Origin of the sequence: Pseudomonas sp. BRG-100 (genome assembly GCF_000737955.1) — a bacterium.
Lineage (GTDB): Bacteria > Pseudomonadota > Gammaproteobacteria > Pseudomonadales > Pseudomonadaceae > Aquipseudomonas > Aquipseudomonas synxantha_A.
On record NZ_JPRX01000001.1, the window covers coordinates 5952335 to 5967851 of the forward strand.

The window sequence follows — 15517 nt, forward strand, 5'->3', positions numbered from 1 at the left end:
CTGCCTCGGCAACGGCCTTCAGTGCTGCTAATCGGCAGGATTGTCCTCCTCGGTGTCGTTTTCGTCCTCGCTTACGGTGTACCAGGCCCAATACGTTTGGCGCCGCAGGCCGCCATTGGCGTTGAGCACACTTACAGTGCGCCCCAGAGCATCATGCACCTGTCGCTCGCTGGGGCGTGAGGCGTTGAATGCCTCGTCATCGATGTACCCGGCACGGTCGGCGAAGTAAGGCCGCCAGGTCCGCGCCACGCCACCTCGGTTGTCGTATTCGACGCGCCCACTGATGCGCCAACGGCGACTGGCTTCGACTTGATCGGCGCCCTCGCTTAATGTCCCTGCGTGGTCGACCTCAAACGCGGGGCCTGATTGTGCCTGCTCCTGGGTTTGCCGCACGCGACCAAAACCATCACTGAAGGCGAGGGCTACGTGGATCTGCCGATCGGCCTCACCTGGCGTTCCCTGCCAGTGGTCGTCATGCAGCACCACGGCGTGCACCGGTACTCGACGGGCGGTCTTGATCAGGCTTATGAGCGTTTGATGATGGGGCTGCTGGCTGGGCAGGTGGTTGATGCGCGACAGCGCTGAGGCCCGAATGTGCCCGCTGGGCAGCAGGTAACCGCTGCTCACCCAGTGCCCCTGCACACTGGCAGGCGGGATGCGGCCCATCCAACTGAACACGTCATAAAAGCAGGCGCTCTGGGCATTGTTAAGGGCCGTGGCAGGATCGGCCAGCGCTTGTGTCGGGCCGCTGTCGAGGGCGCGGGTGACGGATTGCCAGTTGTCATAGCCGACAGGCGCGCCCTGTTCCTCACCCCCAAGGCCAGTGGCAATCAGATGTCCGCGGGCATCGTATTGCGCGTACTGCCGGGTGCGCTGTGCGTCGGTGACTGTCACCGGCAGGCCGATCCGGTAGTCGTAGTCGGCCTGGGTCGAGCAGCCGTCCGCTGACTGAACCTTGATCACGTGTAGCCAGTAGGCATCGTATTCGGTCTGCGTCGCGGCGTGGCTCATGCTGGCCTGGTGGCGACGAGGCCGGTAGAACCCTTCAGGTTGCGCGTAACGGTTATAGCCGCGGCCGACCGACCAAAGTGTCATTGCATCGTCCTGCCCTGCAATCGCCGAGAGAAACGCGGACATCGGGCGATAATGTTGTTCGGTCAAGGTGGCGGTGATCTGTGGGTCCTGATAGACACTCAATGCCGGCGCATCGAGTTCAGCCACTTCGACGTAAGCGGGCAAAGCCTGGAAACTCGCGGTTCCGGGCGGTAACGGCGTGGTGTGCTCCGCCAGGCAATAGTGCTGCACCGACAGCCCGCCGAGTTGGCGCTGGTCACCCGGCCTCAAGGGGTTGGACGCGTCCTCGGCGACGAATTGTTCATAGCCGATCTGCCCGTGCGGCCATGCTTGCCTGGGTAGCGTCAGTACGTTGCTGCGCTGCTGGTAAGGCAGTTGCAGGCGCCAGCGTTGCGGTGCGTCCAGGTGAATGAAGCGGGCGAGGGTTTCGTTGAGGTAGTAAGCCTGTTGTGCCGGGTCGTGCGCTGCACGCCACCACTGCTGCTCATGGGGTTGGCCGGACGGCGCGGCGTCAGTGGCGCTCTTGCGGCGGGCATAATCGACCACCACGCTGTGCACAAGGCTGGCGTAGGTGTCCCAGCGCAGATTCAACAGGTGCCGACAGCGCGGATCATCCTGTTGGCGCTCGTAGTGACAGGTGATCGATTCCAGCAGCAAAGGCAGCAGTGTCGCCGGTTCGCCAGCCTTTCGCGACGGGCTTATAAGGCGTACCAGATAACGTTGCTGCTGCACCGAGTAGGGCACGCCGTTCGGCGATTTATCGGCGGCGGCGTAGACCTCCTCGCGCAACAGGCTACCGGCCAGCGCACGCCGCACTTGATGCAAGGTCGATGCCTGCGGGTTGGCAATCAGGGTGTCCAGAGTGCGCCCGGTCTCCAACTGGCTCAGCAGGGTCGGCCCCACCACAGGCGCATGCCGATCCCCTGCATAAAACCCCTCTCGCGAAAGCTCAAGTGTATTGAACCAGCGTTTGGTCAGTACCCCCGATGCGGTATTGGCGGACGGCGGCATATCGGTTTCCAGCACCAGGCCGAAGCCGATGAACCGGCGCTCAACGCTGTCGTGACAGGCTTCACGGTAGCGAAAATACTGGGTCAGCCGATTGCCGCTGACCTGGTCTGTTTGCCGCTGAAGCCGAACCACCGGCACGGGGAAGGGCAGGCTGCTGACTGAGGCTTTCCCCGAGGACTGGCGCTGGTGTTTTTCGTCGAGCCATTCCTGGGCACTGCTGCGGTAACTCAGTTGGGTGGCCGCTCCCATGTTGTTGAGGGTTGCCGTCAACAAATAAGGTTTTCGGCGGACAAAGTCGAAGCGCCAATGCCGGGGTTTGATGTGCGGCACGCTCAGGATCAGGCTGGAACAGCCCAGGCCTTGAAGGTCGGCGAAACTGACCTGACACGTCGCGTCGTGGAGCACGCCGTCTGGCCAGGGCAACGTCACGGGCGGCATCAGACCGCTGCCGGCGCGGTTCATGAGAATCAGCAGTTGTTCAGGCTGCAGGTAAATCAGGTCCACCGCGCCTGAACCGTCGAGGTCAGCCAGGCGGATATTGGCGGCGTCGAAGCTGGCGTAGTCGAACGGCAATGCCGCAAACACGAACCCCTTGCCGAAGCGTCCGCGGCCCAGGTTTGGCCAGCATCTGATTTCATTATGGCGAATACGCACCAAGTGCTGTTGACCGCTGCCCAACGGGTCGCAGAAGGCGACCAGTTCGGTCGATGTATGGCTGAGCGTGGGCAGACCCTCGTCGGCGTGCTCGTAGGGCACTTGGAGGCCGGCGCCATACCCCTCGCCCTGATGATGGGCATACAAACGCACGCTGTGATTGCCGATCAACGCAAGGTCCAGGCGGCCGCTGCCCATCAGGTCAGCGAATTGCCCGTGGGGATGGAAAAACTCCTGGGGTATCGCCGCGAACGGCGTAAAACTTGACCATTGTTGCTGCGTATCGAGGGTGAAAAAACCGCTCATGCCCGGTTGGGCCACCACCCATTCGAGGTGCCCGTCACCATTAAGGTCTGCCAGGGCCTGACGGGTGGCCTGGGCAGTGTCGGCGACGGGAATGCGTGGCAATGCCTGCCATGGCCCATAGGTCACCGCATCGAGGCCGGTCGCACGCGCAGCCCTGAGCGGTTCGCGGTAATACCAACTTTTGTCGGTACGGTGCAGGATGCCCGGCAGACCGTCGTTGCGCAGGTCCACCAGTTGATAGTGTTGCCCATCGTTGACACCCGCCATGCCGTCGAACGGCTGGTAGCGGGCGGGTTCCAGTACCGGCTTGAAGGCGCTATAGGCCAGTTCCAGGGGCGGCCAGGCGCTGGCCGTTCCCTGAGCGTCATATGCCTGGTTGTGCAAGGCATTCAAGCAACTGCCTGCGGCGTGACGGTCGGTGTGTTCCAGCAGCAGTCGCCGGGTCAGCACCGGGTTGGCGCCCATGCTCGGCTCATCCGGGAAGTAATGAAACATCAGGACTTGCCGGCAAAGCCGCTGGGTGCCGAGTTCAAAACCGTAGGCGTAATTGCAGAACGGGTCGCCGCGCGAGAGCCACGGCCGTTGCTCGGCATAGGTCGGCACCTGGCTCAGCTCGGTGTGGCGTTCGCCGTAGTCCAGCAGCAGCTCGAAGTGCCATTGTTTCTCGGCGAGCACATCGGTATTCCAAAGCGCCAAGTGTTCGCAGTGTCGCAGGTTGCCGTAGCACACCCTGGCCAGGTAACGCTGCGCACGGTAATCCCTGGTGATTGGAGCGCGCTGGTCTTCTGGCTTGTAGTGGTAATAAATCTGCTCTCCCAGGGGATTGAGGCTTTCCTGCAACAGCCATTGGGCCACATGGCGGCTGTCCTCCGGGTCTGTGCAGCGAGCGATCAGGGTTTTGCCGAACAGATGTACGCAGCCGTCCGCACCCTGTACCAGCCAGAACCCGGCAGTATCACTTGAGGATGACCAATGTTCGATCCGATCGAACCTGCCCTCGACGATGGGTACATAGCGCACTACCCGATGCGCTTCACCCAGGGACAGGCCGTTGTACTGGTCGCAAGCGGTGGCGTGAATCTCGCCCTGGGCGTCACGCTCCGGGATCAGCTCGACCCCTTGGGGGCTGACGAAACGGTCATCTTCGCCGTAGGCCGGGATACCCTTGCGTGTATCACGGCTGATCGCGCCCGCCGACAGTGTCCAGCCGAGTCCGAACGGGCCATTGCCTTGTGAGCTGCGATACCCGAGGCTCAACGCAGGGGCGAAACCGCGTCCGGGCGAAATCGGCAAAGGCACGTCCAGGCACGCCTCGCCCCGTGAGCCGACAGGCCCCCAACTGACGCCAGGGCCCTGTATGGCACCGCCGCCCTTGGGCAGGGCAGGGATTGCCGGCTGCAAAAAATCGGATGACTGCATGCTCATCGCAGGCCTCCGCTGTTCCTGGCGGTGTAACGCAGGTGCACGATGATATCGGTCAAGGATTTGAGCAGGTCCCGTTGCCGCGTATGGTTGGGGAAGCTCAGTTGCCAGGTGGAAATGGCGCCGGTGTATTCGAACGGCAGATAACGTTCGTCACCGTCGAAGTTCAAAGTAAACAGGCCGCTGTCGTTGAGCCCGTTGGACAGGGCGATTTCCTGCCTGGCGCGCCAGTCTTTCTTTACTGCAACCTCGGGTTTATCAGAGGTGGGCGCAAGCTGCGTGGTATTGCCGGTCTGGGTCAGGAGGGCCTTGATGTCTTCGTAGGGCCCCAGGGTGGCAGGCAGCGAGACACTGACGCTTTTGATCCGTCGCAGGTAGTGGCCAGGGTAATCGTCGTCGAACAGCTTGCGGGTCAGTTCGAAGCTCAGCGTACCGTTAGTCAGCAGTTCGGCTTTAAGCGTTGCCCAGGGTTTATCGCCTGTGGCTGAAGCGTCTTGGTCGTGAAGCTGACGCAACGACACGGTTTTGGTGATCTCCAGCAGGCGTTCGTTCTGGGTGGCGTAGGCACTGCTCATGCTCAGCAAATTCTGTTTAAGGGCTTCGCCGGCGCTGAGGCCACGGTATTGGCGAACCCAGAGCCCGGTTTGAATGAAGTGTTTGTCCCACTCCGCGCGCTCCTCTTGCCAGCACGCCTCGGCGGCCAGGCACAGGGACAGGGTGGCGTCATACGCCTGGTAGTAGAACGTCGAAAGCTGGCCGTTGAGCCATTGATAGAGCTGAGCGTTGGTAAAGCGTTTACCCAGTAGGTCATACAAGGTTCGCGCCTGGGTGAACGAGGTTTGGGCCAGGCGCAATTGCAGGCGGGTATGTTGCTCTTGTTCGGTGTAAGCCAGCAGTTGTGCATCGACCTGGGCCAGTTCCAGGCGCGCCTGCTCCAGGGCATTGCCCCATTCGGCGGCGCGGCGGGCGAACAGGTCGGAGCGGTCGAGGTGGGCGGCGTTGGCGCGCTGTTCGTTGGCCATGCCTTGGGACATGGCTTGCAGCGCGTGAAAGGCACCTTCGTAACGCACGCCGCCATTGGAGGTGCCGAAAATATTCGGTATCAGCATCGCCAGGCCCGCGCCGGCTTGAGCAACCGCGGCTGCCGTTTCCCAGTGTGCGCTGTCCTGATACGCCTGGGTGGCCTGGGCTTCTGCCGGGCTGATGCCGACCTTGAGTTGCTGCTCGAAGAAGGCCACCCGGGCCTCGACGATGCGACGTCCGGCCAGTAGGGCATGCTTGTTTCTGGTATCGACCTGCACGGCCTGGGCTTGTTGCTCGACGGCTAACCTTGCCAGTTCCCAGGCCTGTTGTTGCTGGGATTCTACAGAGTGGGCCTGCTCCTTGCGCTCCCACAGTGACAGCAAGGTCACTCCCAACTGGATCAGGTTATCGACGGCCTGCAACGCGTGCCCCAGTACCACCTGGAAGCGATAGTGCCCGGCGTGCGCAGTGCGCAGGGTTGTCTGCACGCCGGCGCCGCCGGTGCCTTGCTGGTAGGCGGCCAGCAACGTTTGGGGTGTCAGCGTGGCGGCGTAGAGCGGCAGGCTCATGGGCTTGCCGGTCAGGTCAAGGTGATGGCGAAGGTTGTACAGGCGCGCATCAACCTTGTCCCAGCGCATCAGCAGGTCCGGGCTCAGGGATCGGCACAGCCGTGCTGTGCCGGCAGGCACCGGCGTTATGCCAAGTGACGAGGGACTTTGCAGTTTGTCCAGGGTCGTGGTCACCCAGGGATCAACAGCATTGAGCGGTGGGCGCAGCCCCAGCAATCCTTTAGCGCGGATGTACCACAGCTTGGCCTCGGCCAGACTGTCGCGGCTCATTTCCCGGTAGGCCGCGTCACCGCGATTAAGCAGGATATCGACATACAACAGGTACAGCGCCTGGCGAAAATGCACGGGGCTGCTTTTGGCCAGTCGATGAGCGCAGAGCAAGGTCTGGCTGGGTTGTGGCGTAGTGTCGGCCAACAGCATCGGCTGACGCCAATGGGCAGACTGGTGAGCAGGATCGAAAAGAAAACGTATCCAGACTTCGGCGTCGGCATATTGCTGTTCCAGGTTCAAACGGTGCGCCAACAACCAGGGCAGGTAAAGAAACAGCTCCCAGTAATACGCGCCATGGGCACCCTGGAAGTCCAGCAGGCTGTAATTCTTTTCGCCCGCCAGCGGTGGCTCACGCCAGGCGTCCGTTGGCAAGGAGAACAGGTGATGCACATCAGCCCCTGCGGTTTTTGTCAGCAGGCTCGCGACGCAGGTATTGGTACGAATGGGCGCGCGTTTGTGCTTAGGCGTAACGCCGTACTCGATGGCGCTGCCGTCGAAATCGATGAACTCCGCCGTGCCATAAGGCGCCGATGTGAGACGACGAATGCGCGGGGCCAGCGGGATGACAGGAGGATTGCTATGGGTGCCGAGCGTGAATGTGGCAGTTTTCAGCGCATAGCCCAGAATGGTAGGCGAGGGATAGTGCACATCGCTTTCCAGTATCAACACGCCGTGGATAAGGGTCAATGAGGTCGGGGGAGGATTGCCGGGGTCCTCGCCATAAGGTCTCATCGTCTGCGGCGCGAACTCGATCGGCACGTCAAAAAAATGCTTTATGGACAGTTCCGGGAAGGCATCGCGCAGGTTGCGGCGCGAGTGTTCGGCCTGCCCGACCAGCACGGTATTGTTCCTGTTCAGGGTTTCCGGCAAAGCAGCATCGGCTTGTTTCATATACATCAGTACGGGTCTGTACAGACGTTGTTTTTGGTAGAGCGTGACAGTGCCGATGAACAAGTCGTGCTTATGGTCCGGTGGCGAGCCGTGATCTTCATGGAATGTCAGCGAAACGAGGTAAGCAGAATCCGGGGCGTTGGAAAAATACTCGAAGGCTTCGCGTGAAATGTATGCCCCGTCCAGGTCCAGGGTGACGGAATCTGTGGGGGGGCTGGCATTTTTTTTCGGTGGTAGGGCAAGACTGAACGGTTCATTACTTTGATTGCGAATAAAGTCAGCCTGCTCGACTCCGGTTTTCTGGCATTTGAGGCTCAGCCCTATTTGCACGGAGGACACTTCAATGAGCACGGCGCTCTTGAGATGGATCTGTGAGGTGGCGCTCAACTTCAGTGTTTCATTTGCCCGGGGCACGCCGTTTGTACTCAAGGTCAGGGTAAACGTGACCAGGTCGTTGTCGTAGTTGAAGATCAGGGTGCGATGCGGCTCGAAGCCTTCTGCGAGCCTGGTCGTCACCTCCAGTATCGAGGTCGTGGTATTGAACTTGATATCGGCGCTCGTCAGCGCACGGATCTTGTTCTGGTGGCCTGCATAATTCCAGCCGTTGACAGCGCCATGAGGCGCGTCATGGGTTAAAGCCTCCACGTTTACCTGCGCGGTTTTCGTAGCCCTGAACTGAAACCTGGCATGGTTGTGGTGTGCAAACATGGCCAGGTAGCGCCCCGCCAGTTCCAGGTGAGACTCATCGAGCCACAGGCGCGTCTTGCGGGTGCTACCGATGCTCTCAAGCCAATGGGTGTTGAAGTGTTCGTCCACGCGAATGGCTTGGTAAAAGTTTCTATGGGTACCGTTGTTCTGCGCGGGTGCTGGAGCGTCCGGATGGGCGATGAGGCCCAGAAACAGCGACGGTGCGTGGGTGTTCGCGTCTACAACGGCAATCGTATGGGTGGCACTCATCAAGTCCTCTGAACTCAACTCGTCGAGGTCTTTGGCGATGTTGTATTCCTGGATGCACAGTTGCGGCGTGCTCCAGCTGTCATCGAGCTTTTTGAACGAGAAGTACAGCCGGAACTGCAGGTAGGTACTTTGTATCCGGGTATCCAGGCGTTGCTGGTAGTCCTTGTCGGATTCAACGTCGCCGCGTCCAAACGGGGTGATGTCTTTGGTGGAGGACATCGGATTGATACATTGGGCCCACACCAGGAAAAGACGGCCATTGAACACCACTGGGCGGATCGTCTGTTCGGGAACATTGTCGTCGATGGACAGATGGATTTTTTTCCATCCCGACCAGGCCGTTGGGTTGGGAGCGGTGCCCTCGGCTGGGCGCTCAGACATAGCCAGCGTGCGCCAGTAATAGGTGTTTTCAGAGCTGGATTTGCCAATGAAGTAATAGGCGCTGCTGGCGAAGCTGTCCTTGTCGCCATCGATATAGCCATTGAGGGTTCTGATATTGGCGAGTTCTTCGAAGCGATTGAGGTAACCGTGGACAGCCTTCAATAGCGATGCCGGCTCGGTCCGGAACTGGTTCAACTCGTCTTCCAGTTGTCTGAAACTGTCGCTCTTGTCGTGGCGCAGGGTGGGGCTCAGGTAACTGGCCGGGTACTGGCGAAGTTGCTGGTTGGCACGCCACAGCGAGTAGGTCAGCAAGGTGTCTCGCCATTCGGTCTGCTGGGCATGGCTCATGCCTGTTTTTTCGTAGCCGGGTTCCAGGCCCAGGTAGATGGCGTTGATGTACTGCTGAAGGCTGGCAATCGCGCTGGCAATACGAGTAGTGGGCACCGCGTGGCTGACCTGGGGGTCGAGCAGCCAGTAGGTGTAGACATCGTCGACGCGCTTGAAGGTGTCGGCCAGTTGCAGTGCCTGCACGGTGGGATCTTCGGGCAGTACGGTGTTCATGTAGAACGCCAGCATCGCGTCGCGCAGCTGTTCGTTGAGGTATTGGGTGATGGGGGCAGACATGGTCGTTCCTTGATCCGGTCGCAACAAAGCGGTGTTATGGGGCGGTAGTGATCAATGCCGAACCGACGTGTTTCCAGTCCTCATTCATCAATGTGGCGTGCAGGTCGGTCGCCTTGAGCAGGGTTTTGGCACAGAGCCCGGTGAGTCTGACGGTTTGGTGGCAACGCAGGATCCAGTCCAGGTCGGCCAGGGTTTTTACCTGTTTGTTCGGGAGATGGTCGACCAGATGCTCGATCTCGCCGGCGTCCCACTTGAGCAGGGCGGCCAGTCGTGGGCTGGCCGAGGTGTCGACGTCTGCCGCAGAGGGTGTGTTGGCGCGTTGCAGGTAATCGAGAACGCTGTGTTGGGCAAGCCCATAGGTGTCGAGGCAGTGGGCAAAGCGCTGCAGCAGGTACAGCGTGTTCAGTGTCAGCTTGAGCAGCGAGCCTTGCGTCTGCTCCTGGCTCAACCAGTGCGGGTGGAGCAAAAAGGTGTGCAGGGTCTGGCGGCTCACCGTCAGCTCCAATAACACTTCGGCGTCCGGCAACAGCAGCAGCAGATGTTTGACCAGGTCAAGGGGCGATTGGGCGGTGGCCGCACGGGCAATCTGTCGGGCGGCGAGCTTGCGCGATTGCAGGTACAGTGCCGGATCGCCAGGCAAATGCGAGGGGGCGCCGAACAGCGCATCGATTTTTTCCTTCAAAGGCTGCAGCTGCCGATAGAACTCGCCGAGCTTCTTGGTCACTGCGTGTTTGGCATCAGCGTGCAGGGTAGCGTTGCGGGTCGGGTCCAGGCTCAGGGTTCGAGCTTCAATGAGTTGCACAAGTGCCTTGGGCAGTTCGCTGGGAGCTGGCGGCTTGAGCTGGGGGTGGCTGTGCAGCAGGCCCTGGACGATGAGGGCATGCCAGGGAATAGGCGCGGCCCTGGTGTCAGGTTCGGGCTGGGGCAGCGTAAGGTCAGCGATGTCTTCTTGCGCCAGCAGCCCCTGTCGGGTCAATTGCACCAAGTCATCAAGCTGGGTGAGGTACGCCTGGACCTGGGCCGGCTGTGCGTCTTCCTCCAGGACTAAACGACGGCGAAGTTGATCAACCGATTGGCGCGCGTCCTTGAGCCAACCGAGCAGCCAATCCATTTGCATCAGCATATCGAGCATGTCTGGCGGTGCATTGACGCCGGAGCTGCGTAGGGAGGGGTTGACCAGTTGGACTGTGTAATCCGTACCGCCGAGCAGTGCCGCCACGTGATGACTGTCGAGCACCGATAACCCGAACAACCGTGCGATCCGGGCCTGGCGGTACAGGGCGCTATAGAACGTCAGCGTCGGGCAAGGCGAAGGCAGGTATTGGCGCGCCTGTCCGATCAGCCAATGCAAGGCGTCGGGGGTGTCCCCAAGGTTCAGACCGGCACACAGCCGATGTCGCAGGTTGTCCGGCAGCGCTTCATGCAGCGCCAGATTTGGCACATCCACCCGCAGTGTCTCGCCGGGCATTGAAGCGTGGTTGAACACCTGGTCATACAGCGACAGGCGATTGCCCGACGCCCACACAGGAAGCTCATCCAGCATCGCCGCAAACTCTTCAAGTGGCAGGCCATGACGCCGCTCCAGGTAGCGGTAGACACCCAGCGCCCGCAGGGTATTGTCGTTGCAGGGCTGATGCGGATCAGCATCCTGCTCACGTCGCACAACGCTGATCAACAGCGCGTCCAGATCCTCAAACGGCAGTTGCGTCCAGCGTTGCAGGCGAATCATTCGGTGCAGGCGCTGGTAGCGGTTCCATGAGGTGTTTTGCAGTTCTGTGTGCTCTATCGACAGCGGTTGCCGCGTCTCGGCATTGCTGGTTATTGGGCCGTTCACGTAGGCTGCCCGTTCATGTGTCTGCAGCTCGGGCGTCGGCCTTGGCAGTGCGGCGGCAGATACATTGCCCGAGAGCACCGGCAGGTACCTGCCACATGCCAGTAATGCCTGGGCCTGGTCGCGAGTCAGAGCGGTTTGGTGCAGCCAATGGGGCGTTTTTCTGAGCGACTCCTCCTGGAGGCCATAGTGCCGCGCGAAAAACTCAGTGGCGTGCACATTCCCCGAGTTTTCCAGAAACGGTTCCGTCAACAAGTTTTGCTGTGCAGGGCTCAAGCCGCACAGCAATCGCTGTGCTTCATAGGCCGCGTGCCTGACGACGCCGTAGGCGTTCTGAGCGCGTTGGGTAATGGGCAGCTTCAGACTGATGCGATAGCTGAGTTCACCCAGTTGCGGCTTGCCTGCGGACAAGCTGAGCCAGCATTGCCGATGGGCTCGTTCAAACGGCAGTGCGAACGGAAAACGTTGAAGACCAAGCACCGTATCCAGCGAGCGTCCACGGTTTTCACCGGTGGTCTTTCCAAGGTATGTGTCGATCTGGTGAGTGAGGGTTTCATTAATGATCGACAGTTGGGGGATCACAGCCGTCAGGCTGTGTTCGTCGATGGGCAATGCCTTGAGCTCAGGTCGCCGCTGGTCCAGGGTGACTTTGCCGGCTCGGCCTTTTCCGCTGTCTTCAAGCACCTGGGCAAATAAATACAGCGCCTTTAGATAGGCTGCCGGTGAATCGACGGCAGCCATGGAGGAAGCTGAGCAAAGCAGCTCCCAGTCTTCCTTGAAGAGCCTGGTGTAGGTGGGCGAATGCGTGTCCATTTTGGTGAATCTCCTGAAAGCCCAGTGCCAATGCCATGGGCAACGGCACGCTAACATGGGCGTCCAGGCCGGCTCGGTCGGCCGGGTCGCCGAGTAGGCGAGGAGAAATCACTGGTGAAGCTCGATAGCGCGACAGACCCCGTGGGGCCGTCGCTTGAGCTTTCATTTGCGGGTCTATCAGGCCGCGAGGGGTTTGTTGGTCGAGGCCTTTTTGTAGGCCGCTTTCATCGCCTCCATTTCGGCCCCCAGCTCTTCAAGTATTGCCTTGCCCAGCAGTTTTTTCGCCTGGGGAAACATCTCCGTTTCTTCCTCTTCGATGTGGTGCTCAAGCAGTTCCTTGACCACTTTCACACGGCCTGAAAATTCGGTGGAGGAGGGTTCGGTCTGCTTCAGGTCGGGCAGCACCAGCGAGTCGACGGTACGGTGCTCTTCCTTGGCCTCGTGGTACATGATGTCTTGCTCCTTGCCACCGGCTTTTCTAAAAGCGGGATAAAGGATTTCTTCTTCGAGCTTGGTGTGCAGGGTGATTTCCATCTCGAGCTTGGCTAGCAACTCGGTGCGCTTTTTAACCCCGCGCTCGGTGGACTCGCTTAGTTGGGTCAGCAGGGTCTTGACGCGTTCATGGTCGGCTTTAAGCAGGTCGATGGCATTCATGTGCAACCTCACGGGTAGTTGTCGGGCATGTCGAAACGCACGCCTCGTAGTGAGGGAATTGCATCAGCCGTACCAACTTTATTCGGGGTTAAATAACTATTTAAATCAAATAGATAGGGATTTATATGGGCGGGTTCGTCGTGCAGCTTGCATGGTCTGGCCCTTTCGAGATTGCACAACGCACTCCTGCCGGTCACGTGCCGGGCTCGCGTGAGCGTTCCTGAAAATTCTAATGGAACCCTTGAGCGATCTGCTTGACCTAACCTTTAGACCTCAGGAGGTGAATCATGCAAATAGAATATATCTGGATCATATTGGCAGTGATTCTGCTGCTCTTGGAACTGTGGGCGATCAATATCGTCTTGCGCAGTACCGGTGGCTGGGAGACCAAGGGACTGTGGGTGGTGGTACTGGTTTTCGTGCCGCTGTTGGGGTTGATCGCATGGGCGATGTTCGGCCCCAAGCGCGAGATGGCTGAGCATCGCAAGAGCTGAGTCGGTGAGCCATATAAAAACAGGCGCCCATGGGCGCCTGTTGTCATTCGTTAGCCATGATCAGCCGGCCACAGCTCTGGCAATCGCCTCATTGAACGCCGGCAAATCGTCCGGCGTCCGTGAGGTGATCAAGGTCCAGCCATTGGCTTTGCATTCCTTGACCTCAGCATCCACTACGCCCGCAGCGCCAGCGTTTTCCAAGTCGATGCGTACGCTTTTGTACGAGGTCAGGGTTTTGCCCTTGACCACGCCTGCGTCGATCAGCGCCCACGGGCCGTGGCAGATCGCTGCGATGGTCTTGCCGGCCTTAGCGAACTCGTTGATCAAGCGCAGCGCCGCGGCATCCTGACGCAAAGTGTCGGCATTCACCGTCCCGCCCGGGATGACCAATGCATCGAAGCTGCTGCCGACCACATCAGACAATTGCACATCGGACTCAACTGTCCCGTCCTTTTCGGTATCGCCGACAAAGGTCTGGGTGGTGCCGCCCTTGCTGGAGGCGTGCGTCACCGTCGCGCCATAGCCACGCAGGGTTTCCAGGGGTTTGAGCAGCTCGTCGCGCTCGATCCCGGTGTTGGACGTGATGACGAGGATTTTCTTACCCGTGAGTTGCGAACTCATACTCAGATGCCTCCGGTGTCAGGTTGATTATTTGGCGTATTTGCTTTGCAGTTCCTTGGCCATTTTCAAGTGAGCTTCAAGGGTTGGCAGCGTCTTGGTGGCGAAAGCCTTCAGCTCGGCATTGTCCGAAGAGGCCGCTTCTTTCTTGAACAGTTCTACGGTTTTTTCATGGGCGGCCACCTGGTTGTTGGCGTAGGCCTTGTCGAACGATTCGTCGCGCATTTCCAGAATCGCTTTCTTCGCCTTGTCGGTCAGGGCGGCGTCATCCGGAACCTCGATATCGAGTTTTTTTGCCAAGGCCATCAGCTCGTTATTGGCTTTGGTATGGTCGGTCACCATATGCTGCGCAAAGGTTTTTACGTCTGCCGAGCTGCTTTTTTCCAGCGCCAGCTTGCCGGCTTCCACCTCGGTAATACCGCCCTCGGCGGCGTTGTCGACAAAGTCGTTGGACGTGGCCGCCATAGCGGTCGAAATCGAGCCGGCAACGAGTGCGAACGTCAGGCCCATTTGTTTCATCAGTCGAGTTGTCATGGTGTCTCTCCTCAGGAAATGGCGCGATGCCGTACCCAAGTGTTGAGCGGGGGGGCGAGCAAAAGGTTTAATTTTTTTTGCGCGTGTTTGCCCAACGGTCAGGTGTGGCAATTTCCTTGAACCAATTCAAATTCAGCGTGTTCTGCTGCATAAGGCCGCCACTGTTTGGAAGGCCGTTATAGGCAGGAGATTGCACTGTGAACGAACACAAGAGCGCCGATAAAACCCCCGACCCCGTCAGCTCTGAAGACGCGCAGAAGGGTAAGGCTGAAGGTCTGAAAGGGCAGACGCTGGAGCGTGCGAACCCGAAAACCGAAACCATCGACAAAGTGGTGACACCCACCTCGATCAAGGACATTGAACGCCAGACGGATGCGATCAACGAGAAGCTCGACAAAGGGCATTGAGCATGGCCCGCTCCATCAGCGCTGCCCAGTTGGGCATCGAGCTAAAACCCGATGATGACGCCAGTCTGTTCAAGTGGTTCATCGCCAGCTTCCTGATGGGCAAACGCATCCAGGCGCCCATCGCTGCCCAGGCTTACAAGGTGATCGTTGAGGAGGAGGGGCGTGATACGCCGCGCAAATTGCAGCACTGTACATCGCGGGAGTTAGTGGCGATGTTGGGGCGGGCGCATTACGTGCGGTATGACGAAACCACGGCGCAGCGCCTGTTGGACCTGAGTGCCCGGCTCAATGCCGATTACGGCGGCAAGATTACCGGGATTCGGCAGGCCAGCGAAGATCGCCAGGCGTTTGAACAACGCTTGGGTGAATTCGATGGCGTCGGCCCCAAGACCATCGAGATTTTCATGCGCGACGCGGCGGATGTGTTGTTTTGATGCCAACGCTGTATGTGGGCTGCACTGGTTGGAGCTTGGGCGAGGTGCCAAGTGGTGGCACTGTCGGGCTTTTTTTATAAGTGACCCGCCGTCAGGGCTGAACCCTTTACTAGGTCTAAAACGGCAGGTTTCTAAGCATCGAACGATATCTGTGGATACACAGTCATTGCTTATTGCGAACCGATATAGCCGACTGTCAATTCTGACAGTAGAAGCTTTTTTACCTGTGCGTATCTTTAAAGGCGTTTACATGCCTGCTTCAAACGGCTTGGTTTCGATAACGTTAAGCAAGGGTATGCAAAAATGACTGATATAGAGCAACGTGTTAGGAAAATAGTGTCTGATTATTTAGAGATTTCTGAGGCTGAGTTTAGTAATGAGGCATCTTTCATTGACGACCTGAGTGCCGACTCTATGACACTTGTTGAACTCGTCATGGATTTGGAGGATGAGTTTGGCTTCGAAATTCCGGACAAAGACAGCAATAAAATTACCACGGTCCAAGATGCGATCAATCTCATGACGAATATGGCTAATCGCTAATGCTGCA

At 59.1% G+C, this 15517-nt stretch carries 10 protein-coding genes; 4 read left to right on the forward strand and 6 right to left on the reverse strand.

All coding sequences use genetic code 11. From position 1 onward, the window contains the following. Positions 1-27: 27 nt before the first annotated feature. The 4 genes from JH25_RS01090 to JH25_RS01075 all read right to left on the reverse strand — a co-directional run bounded on the left by JH25_RS01090 (position 28) and on the right by JH25_RS01075 (position 12480). Positions 28-4470: a SpvB/TcaC N-terminal domain-containing protein gene (locus tag JH25_RS01090; protein ID WP_032880780.1), complete on the reverse strand. Its 4443-nt coding sequence runs from the start codon at positions 4468-4470 to the stop codon at positions 28-30. After that, positions 4467-9182, reverse strand: a complete 4716-nt coding sequence (locus JH25_RS01085; protein WP_032880781.1) for a neuraminidase-like domain-containing protein — start codon at positions 9180-9182, stop codon at positions 4467-4469. The genes JH25_RS01090 and JH25_RS01085 overlap by 4 nt, the downstream gene beginning before the upstream one ends. 34 nt (positions 9183-9216) lie before the next feature. Further along, positions 9217-11826, reverse strand: a complete 2610-nt coding sequence (locus JH25_RS01080) for a Tc toxin subunit A (protein WP_032880782.1) — start codon at positions 11824-11826, stop codon at positions 9217-9219. A gap of 177 nt (positions 11827-12003) precedes the next feature. Then, a complete protein-coding gene (locus tag JH25_RS01075) occupies positions 12004-12480 on the reverse strand; it encodes a hemerythrin domain-containing protein (RefSeq protein WP_032880783.1) in 477 nt (158 codons plus the stop codon). Between the two features lie 287 nt (positions 12481-12767). Between JH25_RS01075 and JH25_RS01070 the strand changes: the two genes are divergently transcribed. Further along, positions 12768-12974, forward strand: a complete 207-nt coding sequence (locus tag JH25_RS01070; protein ID WP_005788888.1) for a hypothetical protein — start codon at positions 12768-12770, stop codon at positions 12972-12974. Positions 12975-13034: 60 nt separating this feature from the next. Here the strand turns inward: JH25_RS01070 and JH25_RS01065 are convergent, their stop codons facing one another. Together JH25_RS01065 and JH25_RS01060 are read right to left on the reverse strand one after the other, a co-directional pair. Continuing rightward, positions 13035-13595 (reverse strand): type 1 glutamine amidotransferase domain-containing protein, encoded by a 561-nt coding sequence (locus JH25_RS01065; protein ID WP_032880784.1) that lies wholly within the window; start codon positions 13593-13595, stop codon positions 13035-13037. Positions 13596-13622: 27 nt separating this feature from the next. Next, entirely contained in the window at positions 13623-14126 is a 504-nt protein-coding gene (locus tag JH25_RS01060; protein ID WP_032880785.1) for a DUF4142 domain-containing protein, read from the reverse strand. A gap of 197 nt (positions 14127-14323) precedes the next feature. On the opposite strand from JH25_RS01060, the gene JH25_RS01055 reads away from it, so the two are divergent. The 3 genes from JH25_RS01055 (at position 14324) to acpP (ending at position 15510) form a co-directional block, all read left to right on the forward strand. After that, positions 14324-14533, forward strand: a complete 210-nt coding sequence (locus JH25_RS01055; protein WP_032880786.1) for a hypothetical protein — start codon at positions 14324-14326, stop codon at positions 14531-14533. Between the two features lie 2 nt (positions 14534-14535). Further along, a complete protein-coding gene (locus JH25_RS01050) occupies positions 14536-14967 on the forward strand; it encodes a hypothetical protein (protein WP_032880787.1) in 432 nt (143 codons plus the stop codon). A gap of 303 nt (positions 14968-15270) precedes the next feature. After that, positions 15271-15510, forward strand: coding sequence for an acyl carrier protein (acpP, locus tag JH25_RS01045; protein ID WP_032880788.1), 240 nt, complete (start codon positions 15271-15273; stop codon positions 15508-15510). The last annotated feature ends 7 nt before the right edge of the window (positions 15511-15517 follow it).

What these genes read in the sequence shown, in the direction of transcription:
- JH25_RS01070 (WP_005788888.1), top strand. Translation starts at nt 12,768, where the DNA reads ATGCAAATAGAATATATCTGGATCATATTGGCAGTGATTCTGCTGCTC.
- JH25_RS01080 (WP_032880782.1), bottom strand. Translation starts at nt 11,826, where the DNA reads ATGGACACGCATTCGCCCACCTACACCAGGCTCTTCAAGGAAGACTGG.
- JH25_RS01090 (WP_032880780.1), bottom strand. Translation starts at nt 4,470, where the DNA reads ATGAGCATGCAGTCATCCGATTTTTTGCAGCCGGCAATCCCTGCCCTG.
- JH25_RS01060 (WP_032880785.1), bottom strand. Translation starts at nt 14,126, where the DNA reads ATGACAACTCGACTGATGAAACAAATGGGCCTGACGTTCGCACTCGTT.
- acpP (WP_032880788.1), top strand. Translation starts at nt 15,271, where the DNA reads ATGACTGATATAGAGCAACGTGTTAGGAAAATAGTGTCTGATTATTTA.
- JH25_RS01085 (WP_032880781.1), bottom strand. Translation starts at nt 9,182, where the DNA reads ATGTCTGCCCCCATCACCCAATACCTCAACGAACAGCTGCGCGACGCG.
- JH25_RS01075 (WP_032880783.1), bottom strand. Translation starts at nt 12,480, where the DNA reads ATGAATGCCATCGACCTGCTTAAAGCCGACCATGAACGCGTCAAGACC.
- JH25_RS01050 (WP_032880787.1), top strand. Translation starts at nt 14,536, where the DNA reads ATGGCCCGCTCCATCAGCGCTGCCCAGTTGGGCATCGAGCTAAAACCC.
- JH25_RS01065 (WP_032880784.1), bottom strand. Translation starts at nt 13,595, where the DNA reads ATGAGTTCGCAACTCACGGGTAAGAAAATCCTCGTCATCACGTCCAAC.